Origin of the sequence: Polymorphobacter megasporae (assembly GCF_018982885.2) — a bacterium.
GTDB classification, from domain to species: domain Bacteria; phylum Pseudomonadota; class Alphaproteobacteria; order Sphingomonadales; family Sphingomonadaceae; genus Polymorphobacter_B; species Polymorphobacter_B megasporae.
In genome coordinates, this window is sequence record NZ_CP081848.1 from 257594 (window position 1) to 282343 (window position 24750).

The 24750-nt window shown below is 67.9% G+C and carries 23 protein-coding genes; 12 read left to right on the forward strand and 11 right to left on the reverse strand.

Annotated elements, in window-relative coordinates; all coding sequences use genetic code 11:
• Positions 1-3: 3 nt before the first annotated feature.
• The 5 genes from lgt (at position 4) to KTC28_RS01325 (ending at position 4222) form a co-directional block, all read left to right on the forward strand.
• A complete protein-coding gene (lgt, locus tag KTC28_RS01305; protein ID WP_216710119.1) occupies positions 4-879 on the forward strand; it encodes a prolipoprotein diacylglyceryl transferase in 876 nt (291 codons plus the stop codon).
• On the forward strand, positions 828-1913 hold the full coding sequence (locus KTC28_RS01310) for a class I SAM-dependent methyltransferase (RefSeq protein ID WP_255602171.1): 1086 nt from the start codon (positions 828-830) through the stop codon (positions 1911-1913). Before lgt ends, KTC28_RS01310 begins: the two co-directional genes overlap by 52 nt.
• Positions 1910-2443, forward strand: a complete 534-nt coding sequence (locus KTC28_RS01315) for a GNAT family N-acetyltransferase (protein ID WP_216710120.1) — start codon at positions 1910-1912, stop codon at positions 2441-2443. Before KTC28_RS01310 ends, KTC28_RS01315 begins: the two co-directional genes overlap by 4 nt.
• Complete coding sequence (gene pgeF, locus KTC28_RS01320) at positions 2440-3204, forward strand: peptidoglycan editing factor PgeF (protein WP_216710121.1); 765 nt, start codon at positions 2440-2442, stop codon at positions 3202-3204. The genes KTC28_RS01315 and pgeF overlap by 4 nt, the downstream gene beginning before the upstream one ends.
• 82 nt (positions 3205-3286) lie before the next feature.
• Positions 3287-4222 (forward strand): ribose-phosphate pyrophosphokinase, encoded by a 936-nt coding sequence (locus tag KTC28_RS01325; protein WP_216710122.1) that lies wholly within the window; start codon positions 3287-3289, stop codon positions 4220-4222.
• Here KTC28_RS01325 and KTC28_RS01330 read toward each other — a convergent pair.
• Together KTC28_RS01330 and KTC28_RS01335 are read right to left on the reverse strand one after the other, a co-directional pair.
• Positions 4219-4437 carry a hypothetical protein gene (locus KTC28_RS01330; RefSeq protein ID WP_216710123.1) on the reverse strand — a complete coding sequence of 73 codons (219 nt, stop codon included), beginning with the start codon at positions 4435-4437 and terminating at the stop codon, positions 4219-4221. The two genes, KTC28_RS01325 and KTC28_RS01330, sit on opposite strands and share 4 nt — an antisense overlap.
• 61 nt (positions 4438-4498) lie before the next feature.
• On the reverse strand, positions 4499-4810 hold the full coding sequence (locus tag KTC28_RS01335; RefSeq protein WP_216710124.1) for a RedY/HapK family protein: 312 nt from the start codon (positions 4808-4810) through the stop codon (positions 4499-4501).
• Positions 4811-4989: 179 nt separating this feature from the next.
• Here KTC28_RS01335 and KTC28_RS01340 point away from each other — a divergent pair, with 179 nt between their 5' ends.
• The 4 genes from KTC28_RS01340 (at position 4990) to KTC28_RS01355 (ending at position 8695) form a co-directional block, all read left to right on the forward strand.
• Positions 4990-5454 (forward strand): hypothetical protein, encoded by a 465-nt coding sequence (locus KTC28_RS01340; protein WP_216710125.1) that lies wholly within the window; start codon positions 4990-4992, stop codon positions 5452-5454.
• 145 nt (positions 5455-5599) lie between these two features.
• The gene (locus KTC28_RS01345) at positions 5600-6055 is read left to right on the forward strand and encodes a MarR family winged helix-turn-helix transcriptional regulator (RefSeq protein WP_216710126.1); all 456 of its coding nucleotides are present in this window, start codon (positions 5600-5602) and stop codon (positions 6053-6055) included.
• Positions 6055-7113 carry an HlyD family secretion protein gene (locus KTC28_RS01350; protein ID WP_216710127.1) on the forward strand — a complete coding sequence of 353 codons (1059 nt, stop codon included), beginning with the start codon at positions 6055-6057 and terminating at the stop codon, positions 7111-7113. The genes KTC28_RS01345 and KTC28_RS01350 overlap by 1 nt, the downstream gene beginning before the upstream one ends.
• 31 nt (positions 7114-7144) lie before the next feature.
• On the forward strand, positions 7145-8695 hold the full coding sequence (locus tag KTC28_RS01355) for a DHA2 family efflux MFS transporter permease subunit (protein ID WP_216710128.1): 1551 nt from the start codon (positions 7145-7147) through the stop codon (positions 8693-8695).
• A 33-nt stretch (positions 8696-8728) separates the two neighbouring features.
• Here the strand turns inward: KTC28_RS01355 and KTC28_RS01360 are convergent, their stop codons facing one another.
• Positions 8729-10762, reverse strand: coding sequence for a M13 family metallopeptidase (locus tag KTC28_RS01360; protein WP_216710129.1), 2034 nt, complete (start codon positions 10760-10762; stop codon positions 8729-8731).
• Positions 10763-10900: 138 nt separating this feature from the next.
• Here KTC28_RS01360 and KTC28_RS01365 point away from each other — a divergent pair, with 138 nt between their 5' ends.
• Positions 10901-11248, forward strand: a complete 348-nt coding sequence (locus KTC28_RS01365; protein WP_216710130.1) for a hypothetical protein — start codon at positions 10901-10903, stop codon at positions 11246-11248.
• On the opposite strand, the gene KTC28_RS01370 is transcribed toward KTC28_RS01365, so the two are convergent.
• On the reverse strand, positions 11245-12255 hold the full coding sequence (locus KTC28_RS01370) for a histone deacetylase family protein (RefSeq protein WP_216710131.1): 1011 nt from the start codon (positions 12253-12255) through the stop codon (positions 11245-11247). The two genes, KTC28_RS01365 and KTC28_RS01370, sit on opposite strands and share 4 nt — an antisense overlap.
• A gap of 10 nt (positions 12256-12265) precedes the next feature.
• Entirely contained in the window at positions 12266-15088 is a 2823-nt protein-coding gene (locus KTC28_RS01375; RefSeq protein WP_216710132.1) for a M16 family metallopeptidase, read from the reverse strand.
• Positions 15089-15349: 261 nt separating this feature from the next.
• Here KTC28_RS01375 and KTC28_RS01380 point away from each other — a divergent pair, with 261 nt between their 5' ends.
• Entirely contained in the window at positions 15350-18094 is a 2745-nt protein-coding gene (locus tag KTC28_RS01380; protein ID WP_216710221.1) for a TonB-dependent receptor, read from the forward strand.
• A gap of 106 nt (positions 18095-18200) precedes the next feature.
• Here KTC28_RS01380 and KTC28_RS01385 read toward each other — a convergent pair whose 3' ends face one another.
• Both KTC28_RS01385 and KTC28_RS01390 read right to left on the reverse strand, forming a co-directional pair.
• Positions 18201-18530, reverse strand: coding sequence for a YMGG-like glycine zipper-containing protein (locus tag KTC28_RS01385; RefSeq protein WP_216710133.1), 330 nt, complete (start codon positions 18528-18530; stop codon positions 18201-18203).
• 71 nt (positions 18531-18601) lie between these two features.
• Positions 18602-19588, reverse strand: a complete 987-nt coding sequence (locus tag KTC28_RS01390) for a 2-hydroxyacid dehydrogenase (protein WP_216710134.1) — start codon at positions 19586-19588, stop codon at positions 18602-18604.
• 79 nt (positions 19589-19667) lie between these two features.
• On the opposite strand from KTC28_RS01390, the gene KTC28_RS01395 reads away from it, so the two are divergent.
• A complete protein-coding gene (locus tag KTC28_RS01395; RefSeq protein WP_223132265.1) occupies positions 19668-20165 on the forward strand; it encodes an SH3 domain-containing protein in 498 nt (165 codons plus the stop codon).
• Positions 20166-20171: 6 nt separating this feature from the next.
• On the opposite strand, the gene KTC28_RS01400 is transcribed toward KTC28_RS01395, so the two are convergent.
• The 4 genes from KTC28_RS01400 to KTC28_RS01415 form a co-directional block, all read right to left on the reverse strand.
• Positions 20172-21593 carry an MFS transporter gene (locus KTC28_RS01400; RefSeq protein WP_255602172.1) on the reverse strand — a complete coding sequence of 474 codons (1422 nt, stop codon included), beginning with the start codon at positions 21591-21593 and terminating at the stop codon, positions 20172-20174.
• A gap of 239 nt (positions 21594-21832) precedes the next feature.
• Entirely contained in the window at positions 21833-22939 is a 1107-nt protein-coding gene (locus tag KTC28_RS01405; protein WP_216710136.1) for an FAD-dependent monooxygenase, read from the reverse strand.
• Positions 22933-23649 (reverse strand): methyltransferase domain-containing protein, encoded by a 717-nt coding sequence (locus KTC28_RS01410; protein ID WP_216710137.1) that lies wholly within the window; start codon positions 23647-23649, stop codon positions 22933-22935. Before KTC28_RS01410 ends, KTC28_RS01405 begins: the two co-directional genes overlap by 7 nt.
• Positions 23650-24744: a type III polyketide synthase gene (locus KTC28_RS01415; protein ID WP_216710138.1), complete on the reverse strand. Its 1095-nt coding sequence runs from the start codon at positions 24742-24744 to the stop codon at positions 23650-23652. It abuts the gene before it with no gap.
• Positions 24745-24750: the final 6 nt, after the last annotated feature.

The window sequence follows — 24750 nt, forward strand, 5'->3', positions numbered from 1 at the left end:
ACTATGGTGCCGCGACGTCGCGACACAAGGGAAATCACGTTGCTCGACCATGCCCGGATCGCGCTCGATTGGTCGAGCCTCGGCCTCTCGCCGGTTCTTTTCGAATTCCACGGTTTCGCGCTGCGCTGGTACAGCCTCGCCTATATCGGCGGCATCCTCGGTGGCTGGTGGCTGCTCGGCCGGATGCTCGATTCGTGGGCGGCCCCGATGAGCCGCGCGAATGCCGATGCGCTGATCACCTGGGCGACGGTCGGGATCATCCTCGGCGGACGGATCGGCTATGTTCTGTTCTACGACTTCGCCAAATTCGCCGCCGACCCGCTCGCGATCCTGCGGCTGTGGGAGGGCGGGATGTCGTTCCACGGCGGCGCAATCGGCTTCACCGCCGCGATCTTCCTGTTTGCCCGCGCCAACAATCTGCCGGGCCTGCGCATCTGCGATTACGTCGCGTGCGTCGCCCCGCTCGGTCAGGGCCTCGGGCGGCTGGCGAACTTCATCAACGGCGAGCTATGGGGGCGCGTCACCGGCAGCGACTGGGGGATCATCTTCCCGGGCGCGGGCACCGCACCGCGCTATCCGAGCCAGTTGTTCGAGTTCGCCGGTGAGGGCGTCCTGCTGTTCGTCGTGCTCAACCTGCTGTTCTATCGGACGCGCGCGCGTCTTTACCCGGGGTTCCTCGTCGGCGTCGGCACGTTCGGCTTCGGCCTCGTCCGCTTCTGCATCGAGTTCTTCCGCGAGCCCGATATCCAGGTCGGTTATCTCAAGTTCGGGCTGACGATGGGGCAATGGCTGTGCCTGCCGATGGTTTTCCTCGGTCTGTATCTGATATGGTCGAGCCGGGCGCGAGCGATCCCTGCCGGGGCACCGATCCCGGCGTGACGCCGCTCGGCGACCGGCTCGCGCACGCGATCGCGGCGTCGGGGCCGATGCCGGTCGCGCGGTGGATGGGCCTGTGCAACGCACATTATTACGCGACCCGCGACCCGTTCGGCGCTGGCGGAGACTTCACCACCGCACCCGAAATCAGCCAGATGTTCGGCGAGCTGATTGGCGCGTGGCTGACCGATGTGTGGCGTCGCGCGGGGTCGCCAGACCGGGTTCGGCTTGTCGAACTCGGGCCGGGACGCGGCACGTTGATGGCGGATATGTTGCGCAGCATGGCTGCAGCGAGATGGGCTCCGGCGGTCGATTTCGTCGAGACGAGTCCGCTACTGCGCACGGCACAGGGCGATCGGGTGGCGAACGCGAGGTGGCACGATAGCCTCGACGCCGTGCCCGACGATGCGCCGCTGCTTCTTGTCGCCAACGAGTTCTTCGACGCGCTGCCGGTGCGCCAATTCGTTCGCAGCACGACCGGTTGGCACGAGCGTATAGTGGCGGTGGGCGACGCGGGCTTTGCAGCAGCGCTCGGGAACGCCGATGCGACGCCGCTCGTCCCGCCGTCGCTGTGGAACGCCCCCGTCGGCAGCGTCGTCGAGACCTCCCCCGCGTCGACCGCCATCGCCGCCGAGATTGGCTCGCGGCTGTCGCTTAACGGCGGGGCGGCGCTGTTCATCGACTACGGCCACAGCGGGCCGGTCACCGGCGATACGCTCCAGGCGGTGCGCGACCACGCCTCCGCCGACCCTTTCGTCGACCCCGGCGAGGCCGACCTGACCGCGCACGTCGACTTCACCGCGCTCGCGGCGGCGGCGTGCGCAGCTGCGTCGGGCCCGATCAGGCAAGGCGACTTTCTCCGCGCGATCGGCATCGACGCGCGCGCCGAGACCTTGCGTCGCCGGGCAACTGCGGTGCAACGCGAGGCGATCGACGCGGCGGTCGCGCGGCTTACCGGGGAGACGGCGATGGGGCGATTGTTCAAGGTTATGGCGCTGACCGGGCGCGACTGGCCTGCGCCGGCGGGGTTCGCATGAGCGTCACCTATCGCACCGCGACCGTCGCCGACGCGGCACGCCTCGCCGACCTCGGCGCGCGGACCTTCACCGCAACCTTCGGGCATCTGTATTCCTCGGCGAACCTCGCGATCTTCCTCGATAATCACACACAAGAGCGATGGGCGGCGGCGCTGGCGGGCGACGCGACGGTGCGCCTTGCCGAGGTCAACGGCGTTGCCATCGGCTACGCGCGGATCGGGCCGCTGACCTTTGCGGTCGAGCGCGGCGGACGAACCGCGGCCCAGCTCTATCAGCTTTATGTCGACGCACCGTGGCACGGCAGCGGCATCGCCGCGACGCTCCTCGACTGGTCGGCGACGACCGCGCGCGAGCAGGGTGCCGCCGACCTGTGGCTGTCGGTCTTCGTCGACAACCCGCGCGCCCGCCGCTTCTATGCGCGCGCCGGGTTCGTCGAAGTCATGCCGTACACTTTCATGGTCGGCGACCATGCCGACGAGGACATCATCTGCCGCCTCGCGCTCGATGTCCGCACTGAGGCCGCCGCATGACCGTCCCGTTCGTCACCGCCGCGGCACTGACGGGCACGCGACACGGCTTCTGCGGGCGGCGCGGCGGCGTTTCGACCGGCATCTTCGCCTCGCTCAACACCGGGCTCGGGTCGAGCGACGACGCGGCGGCGGTCGCCGAGAACCGGCGGCGCGCGGTCGCCGCGGTCGCTCCCGGCGCGACGCTCGCCACGGTCCACCAGATCCACAGCGCGATCGTCGTCATCGCCGACCCCGCGACCGTCGACGCCGATCGCCCGCACGCCGACGCGCTCGTCACCGACCGCCCCGGCGTCGTCCTCGGCGTCCTCGCCGCCGACTGCGCCCCGGTCCTGTTCGCCGACGTCGCCGCCGGGGTGATCGGCGCGGCGCATGCCGGGTGGAAGGGCGCGCTGTACGGCGTGCTCCCCGCGACGATCGCTGCGATGGAGGCGCTCGGCGCGCGCCGCGACCGCATCGCCGCCGCGATCGGGCCATGCATCGCCCGCGCGAGCTACGAGGTCAGCCTGAGCTACGCCGACCCATTCGTCGCGGTCGATCCGTCGTTCGCAAGCTTCTTCACTGCCGGTCGTCCGGGCCACCTCCAGTTCGACCTCGAAGGCTTCGTCGCCGCGCGGCTTGCGGCCGAGGGTCTGACGCGGATCGAGGCTACCGGGCGCGACACCTATGCCAACCCCGGCGACTGGTTCAGCTATCGCCGCACGACGCACGCCGGCGAAGCCGATTACGGGCGGAATCTCGCGCTGATCGCGCTGGACCGATAACAGTGAGCGTCCGTCGGCGTAGCAAGTGTTGCCGATCGATGACGCCGCCGCTAAGACGCCGCGCATCAAGGGGACCGTGCGCATGAAGATTCTGGCGGGGAACGCCAACCCCGAGCTGGCGCAGGCGATCGCGTCGTACCTCGACCTCAAGTTGACGTCGGCCAGCGTCCGCCGCTTCGCCGACGAGGAGGTCTTCGTCGAAATCCACGAGAACGTGCGCGGCGAGGATGTCTTCGTCGTCCAGTCGACCTCGGCCCCGGCGAACGACAACCTCATGGAATTGCTGATCTGCATCGATGCGCTGCGGCGGGCGTCGGCGCGCCGGATCACCGCCGTCGTGCCGTATTTCGGCTATGCCCGGCAGGACCGGAAGTCGGGCTCGCGGACGCCGATCTCGGCGAAGCTGGTCGCGAATTTGATCACCAAGGCAGGGGCCGACCGGGTCCTCGCGGTCGATCTTCACGCTGGGCAGATCCAGGGCTTCTTCGATATCCCGACCGACAATCTGTTCGCCGCGCCGGTGATGCACGCCGATATCGTCGCGCGCCTGCCCAAGACCAACCTGACCATCGTTTCACCCGACGTCGGCGGCGTCCTCCGCGCCCGCGCGCTGGCCAAGCGCCTCGGCAACGCCCCGCTGGCGATCGTCGACAAGCGCCGCGAGAACCCGGGCGAATCCGAAGTCATGAACATCATCGGCGACGTCTCGGGCCGCGCCTGCGTGCTCGTCGACGACATCATCGATTCGGGCGGGACCCTGTGCAACGCCGCCGCCGCGCTGATGCAGTCGGGCGCGACGAGCGTCACCGCCTATATCACTCACGGCGTCCTGTCGGGCGGCGCGGTCGCGCGGGTCGAAGGATCCGAACTGACCGAGCTCGTCATTACCGATTCGATCGCGCCGCTCGATGTCGTCAAGACTGCGAAAAAGATCCGGCTGATCACCATTGCACCGCTTCTCGCCGAAGCGATGCGGCGGACGAGCGAGGAAAGTTCGGTTTCGAGCCTGTTCGACTAGCGCGACGCGAGCGCGACCACCGGGGCATCGGCCTTCTGGCAGTGAACCGCGACGACCGGATAGCTGACATCGGTCGTCCGTGTCAGGACTTCCTCTGCCGCAGCATTGCACGCATCGACAGTCTGATACCGCGGGGCGAGAACCCGCACCGCCTGGCACTGGTCACCAGCGTCGCTGCAGCCGAGCAAGGTCATCGCGATCAGCAGGGGCGACATCAGGCAACTCCTTGGAGCTCTCCACTCGTCGCCTGATAACGTCGCTTCGTCGCGCTAGTTCCTATACGAGAGGCTCGGTCAACATGAAGAATGGCTCGGCCCCGAGAAACGCCTTGAACTCGCGCGCGATGGCCTGGCTCGATGCGCCGGCGACGTCGGTCGTGAAGCCCTCCATGTCGGCGATGTCGATGATCTCGACATATTGATACGGCGCGGGGGCGCTGCCGCCGAGCAGGCCGGTCGTGCGGTAAATTTGGAAATCGTCGATCGACGGCAGCGCGCGCACACCGGGAATGTCGCGCGTTCGCGCCCAGTCTTCGTAGGCGGCAACATCGGTATCGGGCTTGAGGTTGAACAGCACGACGACACGCATGATTTTACTCCGAAGCAATTAACCACGCCAAAGTGGACGAAGCCGTGCGCCGCGGCAATCGCGATCGTCGCCGGATCGCCGCTGCCGCCAGCGCGTTATGTCCCGAGCCAGAACGATCGCCGATTGAGCGACCGCGCACCTCTGCTACAGGGAGGTGGTAACCGGCGGAAGTGGACCGAATGATGCGTGCGACGATCGCCTTGATGATGATACTGGCGAGCGCCGCGGCTACGCCCGTCGCAGCGCAATCTATGCTCAAGGCTGCGCCGACCGACACCAGCCTGCCCCGGCAGAAGGTCGTCGAAGTCTTCGGGACCGATCCGTGTCCCAAGTCGACCGATCCCGACGAGATCATCGTCTGCTCGCGCCGTCCCGACGAAGACCGTTACCGAATTCCGCCGGCAGTTCGCAGCGACGCCCAGGCGCTTGCGCCGAACGTTGCCAACCGCAAGCTTCTGCTCGGCGACGACGCCGGCGGCGCTGGCGGCGGCATCGGGTCGTGCAGCGCTGTTGGCCCGGGCGGCGGCACCGGCTGCAACCAGGCAATCCAGGACCAGTATCGCGCGGCGCGGAAGCGCGGCGATGTTCCGCAGTCAATCCTGCCGCAGATCACCCCCGACGCGACGATTACGCCGCCCTACTAATCAGCACAAATCGTCGGGCATAAGGCGCAGGTCGTTCGGCCTGCGCCTATAGCTGCGCCGTGTCCGCGCCGCTCGAGCGGAACATATGCCGCGCTGCAGCATTTGACGCCTTGCTGATTACAAGCATGGCTATTATCTAATATATATGAAACAGGACTCGCTTGCCTTCCTCCTGAGCGACACCAGTCGCCTGCTGCGGCGGCGGTTCGATGCCAAGGCGCGGTCGCTCGGCGTCAGTCGCGCGCAGTGGCAGGTGCTGTTTGCCCTGTCGCGCAACGAGGGGATCAACCAGACCGGCCTCGCCGATTATCTCGAAGTCGAGACGATAACGCTGTGCCGGATGGTCGATCGGCTCGAGGAGGCGGCGCTGGTCGAGCGGCGCGCCGACCCCGCCGACCGCCGGGCGTGGCGGCTCCATCTGACGCCGACCGCACATCCGTTGCTCGAGAAGCTGCGTGGCATCGGGGAGGGCGTCGTCGAAGACGCGCAGGCGGGGGTCGACCCCGATGGGCTCGCAGCCGCGATGGTGGCGTTGTCAGTTATTCGCGCAAATCTTTCTTCACGCGCCGAGCCGTGTGTGAAGAAGTCGGGAGTCAAGTGATGCACGATGTGGTTGGACGCGACCAGCTGGTCGCCGCCCCGCGCCGGACGTTGTGGGAACGGGCTCGCCGCCCGCTGCTGATGATCCTGCTGCCGCTCGTCGTCATCGCTGGCGGCGTCTATTTCTGGCTGACCTCGGGCCGGTCGGTGTCGACCGACAACGCCTATGTCTCGCAGGACAAGGTTTCGATCAGCTCCGACGTCACCGGGCGCGTGATCGAGGTCGACGTCGGCGAGAGCCAGCAGGTCCACAAGGGACAGGTGTTGTTCAAGATCGACCCCGAGCCGTTCCAGATCGCGCTCGAACAGGCGACCGCCAACCTTGCAACGGCGCGCGCGCAGGTTGCGGGGATGCGCTCGACCTTCACCGGCAAGGGTGCCGATGTCGCCGGCAAGCGCGAGGCGATCGCGTATGACGAGATTGATCTCAAGCGCCAGCAAGACCTGATGAAGGACGGCTTCACGACGCGCGCCCGACTCCAGCAGGCCGAGCATACGCTCGCGCAGGGCCATGCGGACATGAACTCGGCGCTCGCCGACGAAGCCAATGCCAGTGCCGCGCTCGCAGGCACCCCGGCGGGCCCGATCGACCGCCATCCGCTCGTGCTTGCGGCGGCGGCGGCGCGCGACAAGGCGGCGCTCGACCTGCGCCGGACATCGGTCATCGCCCCCGCCGACGGGCTCGCCAGCCAGACGACCAAGGTCCAGCCGGGCCAGATCGTCGCGCTCGGCATTCCGACGATGAGCCTGCTGCTCAGCGGCCACGACTGGGTCGAGGCGAACTTCAAGGAGACCGATCTCGACCATATGCGGATCGGCCAGAAGGCGACGGTCAAGCTCGACGCCTATCCGGCGACGCCGTTGACCGGGCACGTTCTCAGCGTCGGCGGCGGCACCGGGTCTGAGTTCTCGGTCCTGCCCGCGCAGAACGCGACGGGGAACTGGGTCAAGGTCGTCCAGCGCGTTCCGGTCCGCATCGCGATCGACGATCATCGCGGCCTGCCGCCGATCGCCGGGCTGTCGGCCAACGTCACGGTCTACGTGAAGCAGGACAAGTGAGCGGACGGCGGATCAGCGGCGTGACCGCCTGATGGCATCGACCGCGCTGCCCTTCGCCGCCGCGCCCGACAAAGCGGTCAATCCGCTGCTGGTGACGTGCGTCGTCATGCTGGCGACGTTCATCACCGTCCTCGATTCGACGATCGCCAACGTCGCGCTGCCGCACATGCAGGCGAGCCTCGGCGCGGCGTCGGACACGGTGACGTGGGTGCTGACGTCGTACATCGTTGCCGCTGCGATCGCGACGCCGTTGACCGCATGGCTCGGCGGCAAGGTCGGGCGCAAGCGGCTGTTCGTCTTCGCCATCGGCGGCTTCGTCGTCGCGTCGATGCTGTGCGGGCTCGCCCAGTCGCTCGAGCAGATGGTCTTTTTCCGCCTGCTCCAGGGCGCGTCGGGGGCGTTCCTCGTGCCGCTCGGCCAGTCGTTCCTGCTCGACGCCTACCCCAAGGAAAAGCACGGCCAGGCGATGGCGCTGTGGGGCGTCGGCGTCATGGTCGGGCCGGTGATGGGGCCGGTGCTCGGCGGCTGGCTGACCGATAATTTCGAATGGCGCTGGGTGTTCTACGTCAACCTGCCCTTCGGCCTGCTCGCGCTGTTCGGCGCGCTCGCGGTCCTCCCCGCGCCCGAAAAACTCATGCGCAAGTTCGACGCATTCGGCTTTCTCGCACTCGGCATCGGCATCGGTGCGCTGCAGCTGATGCTCGACCGCGGCCAGCAGCTCGACTGGTTCTCGTCATGGGAGGTGCGGATCGAGGCGGCGGTGTGCGTGATGGGGCTATGGGTGTTCGGAGTCCACATCTTCACCGCGCGCGACACGATCCTGCCCGCGGCGCTGCTCAAGGACCGCAACATCGTCACCGGCTTCGCCTTCATCTTCCTGGTGGGGATGCTTCAGCTCGCGACGAGCGCCCTGCTGCCGCCGATGCTCGAACAGCTTTACGGCTATCCGGTTGTCATCTCGGGGCTGACGATGGCCCCGCGCGGGGTCGGCACGATGGCCGGAATGCTCCTCGTCGGGCGGCTGATCGGCCGGGTCGACGCGCGGATCATGATGATCACCGGCATGTCGCTGGTCGCGATCACGATGTACTGGATGACCGGCTTTTCGCCGATCATGGGCACCGGGCCGTTCCTGTGGTCGGGGCTCGTCCAGGGCTTCGGCGTCGGGCTGATCTTCGTCCCCCTCAACACGCTGGCGTTCGCGACCGTTCCCGCAGCGCTGCGGACCGAGGCCGCGAGCTTCTTCAGCCTGTTGCGCAACCTCGGCGGGTCGGTCGGGGTCAGCCTGTCGGTCGGCGTCCTCGCGCGCCAGACGCAGATCGCGCACGCCGATGTCGGCGCGGCGATCAGCCCGTTCACCATCACCGGCGCCGATCCGAGCATCGCCGCGGCGATGGCGTCGGCGGGAGACACCGTCCTTGCGCTGGTCGATGCGGCGGTCAACCAGCAGGCGGCGATGATCGCCTATCTCGACGACTTCACACTGATGATGTGGCTGTCGATCGCGGCGATCCCGCTGATCTTCGTCCTCAAGTCACCGAAGAAGATCGTGATCGATCCCGAACATTCGGTGATGGAATAAGCGCCGGCGCGTTAACAGCGCCGGCGCCGACCCTTACCAGATACGGACGCGGTCGTCGGGCTTGAGATACAGTTTGTCGCCCGGCTTGACGTCGAACGCGTCGTACCACGGACCGAAGTTGCGGACTTCGAAGACGCGCTCCTTCTCGGGCGAGTGCGGGTTCGACGTCAGCTGCGACAGGACCGCTGCGTCGCGCCGCTTGCCGCGCCACACCTGCGCGTAGCCGAGGAAGAAGCGCTGGTCGCCGGTCAGCCCGTCGATCACCGGCGCGGGCTTGCCGTGAAGCGACAGCTGGTAAGCCTCGTACGCGATCCGCAGCCCGGCGAGGTCGGCGATGTTCTCGCCGAGCGTCAGCGCGCCCTTGATGTGGGTGCCGGGGAGCGGTTCATACGCGTCGTACTGCGCGATCAGCTTGTTCGCCCGCGCGGTGAAGGCTGTGGCGTCGGCCGAGGTCCACCAGTCGCGCAACGCGCCCTTGGCGTCGTACTGGCGGCCCTGGTCGTCGAAACCGTGGCTGATCTCGTGGCCGATGACGACGCCGATCGCGCCGTAGTTGACCGCCGGGTCGGCGTCGGGATCGAAGAACGGCGGCTGGAGGATCGCCGCGGGGAACACGATCTCGTTCATCGGCGGGTTGTAATAGGCGTTGATCGTCATCGGCGTCATGCCCCACTCGGTCCGGTCGAGCGGACCGCCGAGCTTGGCGAGGTTGCGGTCGTATTCGAACGCGTCGGCGCGGGTCGCATTGCCGACGGCATCGCCCGCGACGACCTTGAGCTTCGAATAGTCGCGCCACTTGGTCGGGTAGCCGATCTTGGGATTGAACGTCGCCAGCTTGGCGCGCGCCTCGACCTTAGTCGCGGGCGACATCCAGCTGACCTGGTCGATCCGCTCGCCCATCGACGACAGGAGGTTGTGGACCAGCGCGTCGATTTTCGCCTTGGCGTCGGGGGTGAAGTATTTCGCGACGTAAAGCTGGCCGACCGCCTCGCCCATCGCGTCGTTGACCGCGTCGACGCCACGCTTCCACCGCGCCCGCTGGTCGGGCTGGCCCGATAGCACGGTGCCGTCGAAGGCGAAGTTTTCGGCGACGAATGCCTTGGGCAGTTCGTCGGCGCGCGCCTTGAGCGTCCGCAGCGCGAGATAGTCCTTCCACACCGCGAGCGGCCGGTCGGCGACGAGCTTCGCCGTGCCGGTGAACGCCGACGGCTGGGCGACATCGAAGCGCGTCTGGTTGCCGACACCCGCGGCGGCGAGGAACACCGGCCAATCGAGTCCAGGAGCCTCGGCGGCGAGGGCGGCGGGGGACCGGAGGTTGTACGTCTTGATCGGATCGCGGTTCTCGACCTGCGTCCAGTGCGCCTGCGCGATCGCCTTTTCGAGGTCGTAGACCGCCTTCGCCCGCGCGTCGGCGTCGGTCATCCCGGCGAGGCGGAACATCGCGGCGATATGCGCGAGATACTTGGTCCGCGTCTCGACGAACTTGGGGGTGTCGACGAGGTAATAGTCGCGGTCGGGCATGCCGAGGCCGCTCTGGCCCATGCCGACCATGTAGCGCTCGGGGTTCTTCGGGTCCTGCTCGACGCCGACGTAGAACGGGCCGGGGACGGCGACGCGTTCGTCGCTGCCGAGCACACGAGCGAGGTCGGCGCGGGTCGAGATCGCGGCGATGCGGTCGAGCTCGGGCTTGATCGCGGCGATGCCCTTCGCCTCGATCGCCGCTTCGTCCATGAAGGTCGAATAATAAGTGCCGACGCGCCTGGCATCGGCGTCGCCGCTATTTCCGCCCTTCGCCGCCGCCTCGATGATCGCGCGCGTCCGGGCCCGCGACAGGTCGTCGAGGATTTGGAAGCTGCCCCAGCCCGCGCGATCGGCGGGGATCTGGGTCTTCTTGACCCACGCGCCGTTGACGTAGCTGAAAAAGTCGTCGCCGGGCTTGACCGACTTATCCATTCCCGCCGTGTCGACGCCGAAGTCTCCGTATTGCGGAGCGGCACTGGCGGTCGTTGCGGAAGTGATTGAAATCGCGAGAGCGATAAGGGAGACGGCAAGCGAAGTCGGGCGCATATTGGTCCTTCGAGTCGAAGAATGTGACAGCAGGGTTAATCTTCGTCGGCATAATCGGCAAGCCTCGCGGATCGTTCCGCTCCCGTTGAACGTTGCGCGGGGCGTGACGTCTCGTCACGTCAAACGGAGCCGCATTTCATGAACAAATATCTCGTCGCGCTCACCGCCGCCGTCATGGCCGCCGGTGTCGCCATGCCTGCGGCCGCCGCGATCAACGCCCGCCAGATCGAACAGCGCAACTCGATCGACGCCGGTGTCCGCAGCGGCACGATCAGCGCCCACGAAGCGCGCGTCCTGCGCCAGGAGCAGAACCTGATCACCCGCGCCAAGCTCCACACCAAGGACCGCAAGGGCGGCCACCTGAGCGCGATGGACAAGAAGAAGATCCACGACATGCAGGACGCTGCTGCCCGCCACATCGCGCGCTTCAAGCACAACGCGCATCGCGGCCACAACCATCGCGTCCTCGGCGCGAAGGTATTCTAAGCGACGCCTGACAGGAAGGCGGCGACATTGTCCCCGAGTTCAGCGGTCGCATAGCCGCCTTCCATGACGACCAGGGTCGGGAGCGACAGGCTCGCGATCCGCGCGGCGACGGCGGGGTAATCCGCCGTCGCCAGCGCAAACCCCGAGATCGGGTCGCCCGCGAAGGTGTCGGCCCCGAACGACACGACCAGCAGCGACGGATCATATGCCTTGAGCGCCGCCAGCGCGGTGTCGAGCGCCGCGAGATAGGGCGTGATCCCCGTCCCGCGCGGCAGCGGCAGGTTGAGCGTCGTACCCGCTCCCGCCCCCTCGCCCGCCTCGTCGGCATGGCCCCAGTAGAACGGATAGTCGGTCGCCGGGTCGGCGTGGATCGAGGCGTAGAAGACGGTCGGGTCGGTCAGGAAAATGTCCTGCGTGCCGTTGCCGTGGTGATAGTCGATGTCGAGCACCGCGACGCGGGCATGGCCCGCATCGCGCGCCGCCCGGGCGGCAATCGCGGCGCTGTTAAGGTAGCAATAGCCGCCGAAATAGTCGCTCCCGGCATGGTGTCCGGGCGGGCGGCACAGCGCGAAGCCGGTCCGCGCGCTGCCGTCGAGCAGCGGCGCGAGCGCGGTCAACGCGGTCTGCGCGCCCCAATACGCCGCCTCCCACGTTCCAGGTGCGATCGGCGTCGCCGCGTCGAAGCTGAAGCGGCCGAGCAGCGCGTCGATCCGGCTGAGCTTGAGCGGCCGCCGCCCGACGACCGGCCAGACGTACGGCAGCGCGTCGCCCTCGCGCCCCGCCGCCTGCCACAAGGCGAACGCGTCGCGCAGGAAGTCGACGTACTCGGCGGCGTGGACGCGGAGGATCGGCTCGAGGCCGAAATCACGCGCCGGGGCGAGCGGCGGCAGCGCGGCGACGATCGCCTCCGCCCGTTGCGCGGTCTCGGCGTGCGCGATCCATGCGCCGTTGTGCATCTCGCGTGCGGGCCTGTGCGCCAGCTGTTCGCGTGCGAAGACGCCAATCATTCCCGCGACTTCACTTGCCGAGCGTCGCCGAATCGAGGTCGAGCCGTGCGGCCGGAATCACCTCCGCCGTTATCCCCGCCTTGGCGAGTTCGGGCAGGAACTGCTTGGCGTCACCGACGATGATCGTGCTCGCCAGCGCCGGGTCGAACAGCGTCGCCGCCGTCGCGGTGATCGTCCCCGGCGTCACCGCGTTGACCGACGGTGAAAACTGCGCCAGCTCGCCGAGCGGAATGCCGTCGATCGCCAGACCGGCGAGCCGCCCCGCCAGCCCCGACACCGTCTCGACCGACCGCCCGAAGCCGCCGTTGAGCACCGCCTGCTGGATGTGGAGTTCGGGGAGCGGCACCGGGGTCGTGCCCATCTTCTTCAATTCACTCGCGATCAGCCCGGCGACCTCGGGGGCACTGGCGTTCTTGGTCGCGGTCGAGGCGGTCAGCGACCCGACCCCGCGGCGCGCATCGATGCCGCTGTTTGCGCCGTACGCCAGCCCGCGCTTGACCCGGATCTCCATGTTGAGCCGCGACGAGAACCCACCGCCCAATGCCGCATTGGCAACGATCGCCGAGTAATACGCCGGGTCGGCGCGCGCCAATCCGGGTCGCGCCACGACCACCGACGCCTGCGCCGCCCCGGGCAGGTCGACGACGATCGTCCGCGGCTTCGGGTAGGTCGCGGCGGCGGGTGCCGGACGTGTCTCCGCCTTCCCGGGAGCCCAGTCGCCGAACGCCTTGGTCGCCAGCGCCACCGCGCCGTCGAGGTCGATATCGCCGGTCATGATCAGCGTCGCCCCCGCCGGATTCCATCCGGCATAGGCTGCCGTCAGATCGGCGCGCGTGATTGCTTTCAACGACTTGATCGTCCCGCTGGCGATATGGCCGTACGTCGTGTCGCCGAACACCGCCTTGGTCGCGGTCATCCGCGCGAGGCTCGGCGGGCTCGTCAACGCGATCCCGGCGTCGTCGATCGCCTGTGTCCGCGCCCGCTCGATCTCGTCGGCGGCGAACTTCGGATGCCGCGCGACATCGGCGAACACCGCCATCGCCGCACCGATCCGGTCGGTCTTGACCGTCATCGACAGCGTCGTGCCATCCCACGACGCCCCCGCGCCGATATTGCCGCCAAGCGCCTCGATCTCCTGCGCAATCTGCGTCGCCGACCGCGTCGCCGTGCCCTTGGTCAGTAGCGTCGCGGCAAGCTCGGCGGTGCCGCCACGCCCCGCCGGATCGTTCGCCGCGCCGCTATTGGTGACGAGCACTGCCGCGATCAACGGCACGTTGCGCCGGGTCGCGACCGCGACCCGCAGCCCGTTCGGCAGCGTGCGTTCGGCAACCACCGGCACCGGCACCGCGACTGGGGCCGCTGGCGGCGGCGGCGCGATGCGCTCGGCCGCGGTCGCCGGGACCACGACGACGACCCCCGGCGGCACCGTCAGCGGCGCGGGATGGACCGTCGCGGCGACGGTGATCGTGTCGCCCTTGGCACCCTTCGCGCCCTCGGCGGGAAGATAGCGGATCGCCGCGCTCGCCGAATCCTGCAGATACTTGCGCGCGACACGCTGGACGTCGGCGGCCGTTACCGCAGCGAGGTCGGCGACCGAGCGGTCGGCCGACGCCGGATCGCCGTCGACGATCACCGCCTCGGCGAGCGTGTTGGCGCGGCCGAGCGGCGTTTCGCGCTCCTTGATCGCGGCGGTCAGCAGCTGGTTCTTGGCGACGTCGAGTTCGGCGGCGGTCGGCGGCGCGTCACGCAGCCGGGCGACTTCGCGGCGCAGTGCCGCCTCGCCGTCGGCCGCCGACTTGCCCCCCGCCATGATCGCATAGACCGCGAACACGCCGGTATCCTGGCGGTCGTCGAGGTTCGCCCCCGCCGACGACGCGAGCTGGTCGCGGTAGACGAGGCTTTCGTACAGCCGCGAGCTTTCGCCCGCCGACAGGATCGCGTCGAGCACCGACAGCGCGGCGTCGTCGGGCGACTTCGACGGCGGCACCGCCCAGCTGATCGCGACCGCGGGCAGCGGCGTGTTCGGTGCATAGACGGTGTGCGTCGTCGCGACGGTGCGCGGCGGCTCGACCGTCGTCACCCGCGGGATCGCCCGCGCCGGGGTCGGGATGTTGGTGAAATACTTGTCGACCCAGCGGTCGAGGTCGGCGGGCTTGAAGTTGCCCGCGACGACGAGGACGGCGTTGTCGGGGCGGTAATAGACCGCATGGAAGGCACGAATGTCGTCGATCGTCGCGCTGTCGAGATCGGCGATGCTGCCGATCGGCGACCGCGCATACGGGTGGACCGAGTAGCTGATCGCGGGGAGGTAGGTCTGGAACAGCGTGCCGTACGGGCGCGCCTCGCCCTGGCGAAGTTCTTCCTCGACGACGTTGCGCTCGCTGGCGAAGACCTTCGGCTCGACGACGAGTGACCCCATCCGCTCGGCCTCGGCCCACAAGATCGGCTCGAGATGATTGGCCGGGACGGTCTCGTGATACTCGGTGAAGTCGTCGTGGGTGCTGGCGTTGTTGTTGCCGCCGACGTCCTCGGTCAGCCGGTCGAGCTGTTCGGGGACGAGGTCGCGGGTCGACTTGAACATCAGGTGCTCGAACATGTGGGCAAAGCCCGATCGCCCGGCGGGGTCGTTCTTTGCGCCGACGTCGTAGATCACCTCGACCGCGACGTTCGCCGTCGTCGGGTCGGGCATCGCGAAGACCCGCAGGCCATTCGGTAGCGTCCGCATCGTATACGCGAGCGGTGCGACGGGCGAGGCCGGCACCGCCGGTGCCGCGAGCGCCGTGCTCCCGAGCAGGACCGCCGACATCGCCGCAAACACCGTGGTCGTCCGCATTCACGCTTCCTTCGTCACATAAGCTGCGCGGACCATAACGGTATTTGCCGCGCCTGCCACCGCGCACCGTCGCCACGCACCTGTGGCGTATTCGCCACATGCCCGGGGCCATCAGTACGGTCGCGGACACGATTGCTTGCCGCACACGGCAACCTCCCGTAAGCGCCGCGCCGAGCGGTGTTAAGACCGTAACAAATATCCTTGGGAGTTACCGTGAAGCATATTCTGTTATTGTCGGCGTGCGCGTTCGCCATGCCCGCCATGGCTTTTGCGCAGGACGCAGCCGTCCAGAACCCGACCGCGCCACCGGCAAATACCGCTCCGGGCGCCAGCGCCGCCGCCGCCGCAGTGGCCGATGGCAACGCGAGCGAAAACGCCGATACGCGTGACATCATCATCACCGCGACGCGCCGCTCGACCGCGCTGTCGAACGTCCCGATCGCGGTCAGCGCGGTCAACGCCGAATCGCTCAAGAATTCGGGCGCGAACGACGTCCGTGCGTTGAACCAGCTCGCCCCGTCGCTCCTCGTCTCGTCGACCGGCAACGAAGCCAACGCCTCGGCACGAATCCGCGGCATCGGCACCGTCGGCGACAATCCCGGACTCGAATCGTCGGTCGCGGTGTTCATCGACGGCGTCTATCGCAGCCGCACCGGGTCGGGCCTCAACGAGCTCGGCGAGATCGACCGGATCGAAGTCCTGCGCGGACCGCAGGGCACGCTGTTCGGACGCAACGCGTCGGCCGGCCTGATCAACATCGTCACCGCCAAGCCGTCGTTCGAAATCGGCGGCAATGCCGAGGCGACCTACGGCAACTATAATTATTACCGCCTGTCGGCCGGCATCACCGGCCCGATCATCGCCGACAAGCTCGCCGCGCGGATCGACGGCGTCTATGTCAAGCGCGACGGCTTCTACAAGGACATCACCGGCACCGACGGCAGCGACAACAATCGCGACCGCTATTTCGTCCGCGGCCAGCTGCTGTTCACCCCGTCCAGCGACATCAGCCTGCGACTGATCGGCGACTACACCCACCGCGATGAAAAGTGCTGCGCCGCGGTCTATGTCGCGACGAGGGAGACAAGTGATCCCACCCCGAACACGACGACGCCGGGCTTCAACACCGACATGGCGGTCACCACCGATGCGTCGAACCGCATCGTCGATGTCCTGAAAAGCCTCGGCGGCGTCTTCCCGACCGACCCGTACAGCCGCCAGGTCACCGTCACCCCGAACCGCACCTATCGCAACACGACGACCGACGGCGGCCTGTCGGGCCAGCTCGACTGGGATCTCGGCAAGGTCAAGCTGACCGCGATCACCGCGTATCGCGTCTACAAGGCGGGCGGCGCCGGCGACATCGACTATACCAATGTCGACATCACCTACCGCCCCGACGACGGCAACGCCTATCGCCGCTTCCGCACCTTCACCCAGGAAGTCCGCGCGCAGGGGTCGCTGTTCGATGACCGGCTCGACTGGCTCGTCGGTGGTTTCTACTCGAAGGAGAAGCTCCAGGTCGTCGACAACGCCAAGTTCGGCACCCAGTACGGCGCGTTCGCGTCGTGCCGCCTCGTCGCCACCGTCAGCCCGGTTGCGGCGTTGCGCGATCCGACCGCGGCGGGCTGCCTCAGCCCGACCGGCCGCGCGGTGTTCGGCGGTGCGTTTGGTGCCGCTGCCCCCGCGATCATCGCCGGGCTCAACCGCCTGTCGACGCTCAACAATCTCGGCTCGGTTCGCGACGTCTATAATCAGGACAGCGAGAACTATGCGATCTTCACCCACAATATCATCAAGGTTACCGACAAGCTGAGCCTGACGCTCGGCGGTCGCTACACGCATGAGCGGAAGATCTTCGACGCCAACTTCAACAACAACAACACCGTCTGCCCGGCGCAGCAGGCGGCGCTCGGGCCGTTCCTGTCGAACGCGGCGCTCGCGGCGTTCGCCGGCGGCATCATCACGCTGACCTGCACCGGCAACTCGAGCGTCGACTCGAACCTGCTCAAGCTCAACAGCCGCCTGTCGGAGGGCCAGTTCACCGGCACCGCGGTCGTCTCGTACAAGCCCGTCGATTCGACATTGCTCTACGCGTCGTATGCCAAGGGCTATAAGGCGGGCGGGTTCAACCTCGACCGCTCGCCGCTCGGAGGATTGAACGGTGTCCTGACGCCGCGGACCAACGCCAACACCAGCGGCGACGAATTGAAGTTCGAAGCCGAGAAGGTCGATTCGTACGAGGCTGGCCTCAAGTTCAAGAGCCACATGTTCACCGCGAACGTCGCGGCGTTCCGTGAGGAGTTCAAGAACTTCCAGCTCAACACCTTCAACGGCAGCGTCTTCATCGTCCAGAACATCAGCTCGTGCGCGACGGGCCTTAACGGGGCCGACCGCGACAACTCCTCGACGACGGGCGCATGCACCAGCGGGACCAAGCCGGGCGTGATCAGCCAGGGCGTCGAGATCGAGACCGGGATCTACCCGGCGAAGGACCTCGCCTTCTCGATCGGCTACACCTACGCCGAAACCAAGTACCAGCGGAACCTCGTGTCGAGCAGCGGCGGCGCGCCGTTGTCCGCCGCGCTGTTCTTGCTGCCGGGCAGCCAGGTGTCGAACGCGCCGAAGAATGTCGTGACGACGTCGATGGGCTTCACCCCCGACATCCCGAACACCGACGGGCTGAGCGCACTGTTCTATGTCGATAGCCGCTTCACCTCGGGCTACAACACCGGCTCCGACCTGTTCCCCGAAAAGCGCCAGCCGAGCTTCACCACGGTCAATGCCCGCGTCGGCATCCGCGGCAAGGACCAGCGTTGGGCGATCGAGTTCTGGGGCCAGAACGTGTTCAACCAGAACTACACGCAGGTCGCGTTCAACACGCCGTTCCAGGGCTCGCAGTCGGTCGCGCAGGTCCAGGCGTTCGGCGGTACCGGCAACCAGCTGTTCTCGGCGTTCCTTGCCGAGCCGCGGACCTACGGCGCGACGATCCGCGCGCGCTTCTGACAATAGAGCTGTCATCCCCGCGAAGGCGGGGATGACAGCCGGAAGATGCAAAAAGGCCCGCGCCAGTGATGGCGCGGGCCTTTTCGTTCGCAACAGGTTCAGGCGATCAATACGGATCGTAGACGCGGTTGCGGCCGTTCTCGTAGTGATAACGGCGGTTGTCGCTCTCGTAATAATAGCGGCGGCCGTTGCGATCCTCATAGCGGTTGTGGTCGTCGGCGACGGCACCGACGACGGCACCACCGGCGGCACCGATTGCCGCGCCAAGCAGCGGGTTACCGGTCAACGCACCGACAACGGCACCACCGGCGCCGCCGATCAAGGCACCCTTACCGGCACCGTTGACGTGCTGGTCGCCGTAGCGGTCGGTCGTGCAGCCAGTGGTCATCGCGCCGAGCGCAGTGATCGCGGCAAGGGCTAAAGGCAGGCGGGTCATTCGTTGGTCCTTCCGAAAACGTTTCAGTCACAACCACCGGTCTTGCCGGTCGTTCCGTGAACGGTCCGTGACTAGGCCCAGCCCTCGAGAACCTGGTCGGGCGGGCGGTGGCCGTCGGACCAGGTGCGGATATTGGCGATGACCTTCTCGCCCATCGCCTGCCGCCCTTCGAACGTCGCCGAGCCGAGATGCGGCACGAGGACGACGTTGGGCATGTCGAGCAGCTCGGGGGTGATGACCGGCTCGCGTTCGAAGACGTCGAGCCCGGCCCCGGCGATCCCGCCCCGCGCGAGGCACGCCGCGAGCGCCGCCTCGTCGATGATCTCGCCGCGGGCGACGTTGATCAGATAGACGTGCCGCTGCATCAGCCGCAGCGCCGCCTCGTCGATTAGATGGTGAGTCTCGGGCGTCAGCGGGCAGTTGATCGAGACGATGTCGACCCGCGCGAGCATCGCCGCGAGCGTCGGCCAGTACGTCGCCTCGACCGCTTGCTCGGCGGCGGCCGGCAGCCGCTCGCGGTTGTGATAGTGAATCGAGCAGCCGAAGGCGCGCGCGCGGACCGCGACCGCCTGCCCGATCCGGCCCATGCCGACGATGCCCAATCGCTTGCCGGTGACGCGGTGGCCGAGCATGCCGGTCGGCGACCAGCCGGTCCATTCGCCCGCGCGAAGCAATTTCTCGCCCTCACCGATCCGCCGCGGGACGCTGAGGATCAGCGCCATGACCATGTCGGCGGTGTCGTCGGTGAGGACGCCCGGGGTGTTGGTGACGACGATATTCTTCGCCCGCGCCGCCGGAAGGTCGAGGTGGTCGACCCCGGTGCCGAAGTTGGCGATCAGCTTCAAGCGCGGCCCGGCGGCACCAATGATCTCCGCCGTCAGGTCGTCGCTGACGGTCGGCACCAGCACGTCGGCGCGTGCGCAGGCGTCGGCGAGCTGGCCCGCGTCCATCGCGACATCGTCGAAGTTGAGTTCGACATCGAACAGCTCGGCCATCCGCGTCTCGACCGCCTGCGGCAGGCGGCGGGTGACGATGACCTTCGGGCGGGCGCGCGACATGAACAAGGGCTAGATGCGGCGGCGATAGGCGTCAACCTTCGCGCTCCCTCTTAGCGTTGCGAGTCGTTATAGTGCGATGATGTTCCTCGCCGTTCTTGCCCTCGCTGCCGCTACCCCCGCCGCCAAGCCTGCGCCGATCGACGGCGACGCGACGCGCGGCGTGTCGGGGCTGCCGGTGCCGCGCTTCGTCAGCCTCAAGTCCGACAGGGCGTATCTCCGCACCGGCCCGGGCGATCGCTACCCGGTCAGCTGGGTCTATGTCCGCAAGGGGCTGCCGGTCGAGGTGATCCGCGAATACGGCATCTGGCGGCAGATCCGCGACATCGGCGGCAGCACCGGCTGGATGAACAAGCAGCTCATCGCCGGCACCCGCACCGCGGTCGTCACCGGGCAGGTCCGGACGATGTTCGCCGGGGCCGACCTCCAGTCGAACCCGGTCTGGCGGATCGAACCGGGCGCGCTTGTCCGTGTCGTGCTGTGCGACCAGGCATGGTGCCGCGTCGATCGTGGCGGCAAGTCGGGCTATATCCTGCGCAGCCAGCTGTGGGGCGTCCAGCCGGGCGAGACGATCGGCTGACCACGCTCAGCGCGGCGCCAGACGCTCCCCGCCTTTGACGAACATCAGCACGACCAGCCCGACCAGCACCAGCCCCGAGATCGGCAGCAGCCCGAGCCGCTGTGACCCGGTCGCGCCGGTCGCGATCTCGACGAGCAGCGGGCCGAGCCACATCGTCGCGTTGCCGGCGATCGCGAACAGCCCGAAGAACACTCCGACCCGATGCGGCGGCACCACCCGCGTCAGCATCGTCCGTCGCGACGCGTACGCCGCCGTCACGCTGACGGCACCGAGAAAGCCGCAAACGAGCAGCGCGATATCGGGCTGGGTGCGGAACAGCGGGCCGTTCCAGACAAGGGCGTGGGCATGCGGGTCGAACGCCTGGAAGAACATCCGGTCCTTGCCCTGCCCGAGCCCGAGGATTTGCGACACGATCACCCCGACGAGTTCGATCTTCAGCGCCGCCTTCGGCCCGATTGTCTGGTCGAGCCAGCCGCCGAGAATGCCGCCGACGACCGAGAAGCAGCTGAGGATCATCCCGTAGGCGAGCAGCTCGAGCGACCCCCAGCCCATCGCCCCGCCCGCATAAATGCCGGTGAAGACGAGGATGCCGGTCAGGCCGTCGGTGAACAACAGGACGCTGCCGAGGTAGATGAGCGCATTGCGGTTGCCCCGCGCCTCGCGGAACAGCGCGATGAGGTCGGCCGCACCGCCACGGATCGCCGCGCCGATGCGCGTGCCGGTCGACGCGACGTCGGGAACGAAGGCGAACAGAGGGATCGATCCGACGAGCATCAGCGCGGCGACGAGCGGCCCGACGATCCGGTCGGTCTGATGCGTGACAGGGTCGAGGCCGAACAGCGGGTGCGCGGGGATGAAGCTCCACGCGACCTTACCCGGCAGGGCGAACGCCCCGAAGATCACCGCGAGCATCACCACCGAAGTAAAGTTGACCAGCGCCAGCGCCGCGCCCGACGCCGCCCCGGCGCGCGCCATCCCGGCAGCGGGCAACAGCAGCGCGTTGTGGAGCGTATCGGACCACGCGATCAGCACGTTCATCGCGGCGAAGATCGCCAGCGCGCCGAGCGGCCCGATCACCCCGCCCGGCGTGACCCACCATAATGCGGCGACGAGCGGCACCATCAGCGCGAGCGTCGCCGCGAGCCACGGCTTGCGCGGCCCCATCCGGTCGACCGCCGCGCCGAGCAACGGCACCGTCAGCAGGACGATCCAGCCGCCGTACTTCGCCGCCGCCGCAACGAGCAACTGCCCCTGCACCGGATTGCCGATCACATCGCGGACGAAATACGGCGCGAAGATGTAGATCGTGACGAGGACGACGTACGGATCGCGGACGCCCTGGAACAACGCCCAGCTCCACGAGGCGCGGTCGAGTGCCTTCGGCGGCACGACTGCGCCGCCGCTCGTCACCGGTGCGATGCTTGCCACGATCGATGTCCTCCCCAGGACGGTTTTACCGATGATGGCGTAATTGCGCGGGCGTGCCTAGCGGGGTGGAGACCACCATTCCGGGCTTGACATTATGAACCGGATAGGCTAAGTAAAATCGAGTGCGGGAAAGTGTGCGTTACACAGAAATTTCTTGCGGAGTCGTTTTCCTAGAGCGGAAATGGAAGACGCAAAACACGTGCGTTTGTGTGAACTTGTTTTGAACTTAGCGGAATAGGTTAAATCTGTAGCCCGGCACGCCGGAGCGCGGTGGGCGGCACCCGGGTCAGTGCCGCCGCCCAGCGCAGCAACGGCGGCACCAGCCCGATCCCGGCCACGAGCAGATGCCGCCCGGCGACCGTCTCGCCCGCCCGCTGGAGCCACGTCGCCCGGCCGATCTGCGCGGCGACATCGTGGCGGAAGCGCGCATGGTACGCCGCCGGGGTCGCCCCGCCGAGCACCGCCGCCGCCGCCAGCCGAGCGCTGTGGAGCGCGATCGACATGCCGTCGCCCGAGAACGACGGGATCACCCCCGCCTGGTCGCCGAGGCGGAACGCGCTGTCCTCGCCGCGGTGGACGAAGCCGTACGGCACCCCCGAAATCGTCAGCGGGCGGTCGAGCAGGGGGGTCGCATTGCCCAGCCGCCGCGCCAGATGCGGCTCACGCAGCAGGTCGGCGAGCAGCCCCTCGCCGCCCCCCGCCGCATCGAACCTTGGGCGCCCGACGAGGAGGCACAGGTTGACCATCCCGTCCTCGACCCGCTGCAACCCGGCATAGCCGCCGTCGAACAGGACGATCTCGATGACCCCGGCAAGGGCACGGAGCGTCGCCGCATCGGCCCGGTAATATTGCTTGAACCCGATCAGATGGTCGAGCGTCCCGGTCGTATCGCGCTTGGCCCCCCGGACATCATGCTTGCCCGTCGCCAGCAGCAGGCTCGCCGGGGTCAGCGCGCCGCTGGTCGTCGTCAGCGCGGTGCCGTCGACCTGCCGGACCGTGACGCCGCGCTCGACCTTCGCCCCCGCCGCCGCCGCGTGATCGAGCAGCGCCGCATCGAGCCGCCGCCGGGTCAGTCCGAGCGCGGTGAACGGCAGCCGCGCCTCGGCGCTCCGGCTCCCCGACACCAGCCGGACCCGGTCGATCGGGCTCCCGCCGAGCCGTCCGGCATCGAAACCGAGCGCCGCCAGATGCGCCTGCGCCTCGGTCGACAGGAACTCGCCGCAGACCTTGTCGTGCTCGCCCGCCGTCTTCTCGAGTAGCAGCGGCCGCTGCCCTGCCTGCGCCAGCAGCGCCGCCGCCGCCCCGCCCGCCAGCCCGCCGCCGACGATGACGGTCGTGGCTACCACGACGTGCGCTTGAGCCGCTCGACGCACAGCCGGAAGGGGAAGACCTGGCTCACCGTCGCCCCGGTGATCCCGGTGGTGCCGAGCGCGCGTTCCCATTCGTCGGGGACGAAGCTCCGCGCCACCGACACCGGCCCGTCGTGGCGGACGAAGCGGTGCCAGCGCATCACTGCCGCCAACGCGGTGAAGCCGTAGTAGGCGAACCAGTGGCGGCGGAGGTCGTTGACGAACCAGCCGCGGACCGCCTTCGCCTCCATCCACATCAGGAAGCGGCCGACCTGGCGGTCGGTCAAATGATGGGTGACGAGCGAGCTGACGATGAAGTCGACCGGCTCGGCAGGGTCGAAGTCGAAGACGTCGGCGGTGCGGTAGTCGATGCCCAGCGCGGGGTCGGTCGCGGCGCGTGCCGCAGGCTCGCTCAACGGGTTGAGGTCGACCCCGATCAGCCGCGGGCGGAACCCCTTCGCGGTCGCCCAGCGGTGGATCGCCCGCAGCATGTCGCCCTCGCCGTAGCCGACATCGACGAGCGTGAAGGTGTCCCCGGGGTTCATCGTCGCGGTCGACTCAGCAAGCCACCTCAGCGTCGGCGGCCGTGCCAGCGTCACGGTGTTGACCGTCGCGAGGTCGCGCAGGCACGCGGCGAAGTCGGCCGCAGTCACACCGTCGGCGTCCATCATCTCGGACTCGGGCGATCGTTCGGCGAAGCTCCGCATTTAGACCGTCCGGAAGCGGAAGCTCTCCGCCGCCAGCCCAGGGCCGAAGGCGACGCCGAAGCCGTCGGTGGCGCTCTCGACCGTCGTGCCGATGCCGCGGAGGATGCGGTCGAGGACGAACATCAGTGTCGCCGAGCTCATGTTGCCGAAGTCGCGGAGGACGCCGCGCGACCAATTTAGCTTGTCGGGAGCGAGGTCGAACCCGGTCTCGACGGCGTCGAGAATCGTCCGCCCGCCGGCGTGCACCGCCCATAACGGATAGTCCGACGGCCGCGTCCCGCGGAGCAGCCCGCGATCGTCGTTGCGCTCATACTCGTGCTTGAGGGCGCGGGCGATCTTGCCCGGGACCTCCCCCGACAAATGCATATCGAAGCCCTGATCGCCGACCGCCCAGGTGATCGATTCCCCCGAATCCTCGATCGTCGTCGCGCGGAAGTCCTTGAGCGCGATGCCGGTCTCGTCGGCGGTGACGAGCGTCGCCGCGCAGCCGTCGCCGAACAGCAGCATCGACAGCAGTTGCTCGAGGTTGGCGGTCTGCTGAAAGTGGAGCGTGCACAACTCGAGATTGACCACGAGCACCCGCGCCGATGGGTCCGAGCGGACGAAGTGATGCGCCAGCCGCAGCGAGTTTACCGCGGCGTAGCAGCCCATGAAGCCGACCCCGGTCCGCTCGACTCCCGGATCGAGCCCCGCCGCCTTGACGATCAGCTGGTCGATTCCTGGCGCGATGAAGCCAGTGCACGACGCGACCACGAGATGGGTGATCCGCTCGCGCTCCCCGTCGAGGTTGAGCGCATCGATCGCCTGCATCGCCAGCCCGGGGGCGGTCTTGGCGAAGCGCGCCATCCGCGCTGCGGTGCCGGGAAAGGCGTCGGGAGTATAGAAGCCCTCGGTGTCAGCCTCGAAGCCGTCGGGGTTCTCGACCGGGACGAAATACGAATAGCGATGCTCGATCGCCGCCCGGCTGACCATCCGCTTGAACACCGCCGCCTCGCGCCGTTCGGTGATGAAGTGCTGGACGAAGTTGACGAACGCGGCATGGACGTCGTTCGGCGGAACGGCAGTGCCGATCCGGTTGATATGCGCCGTCGCCAAATCGTG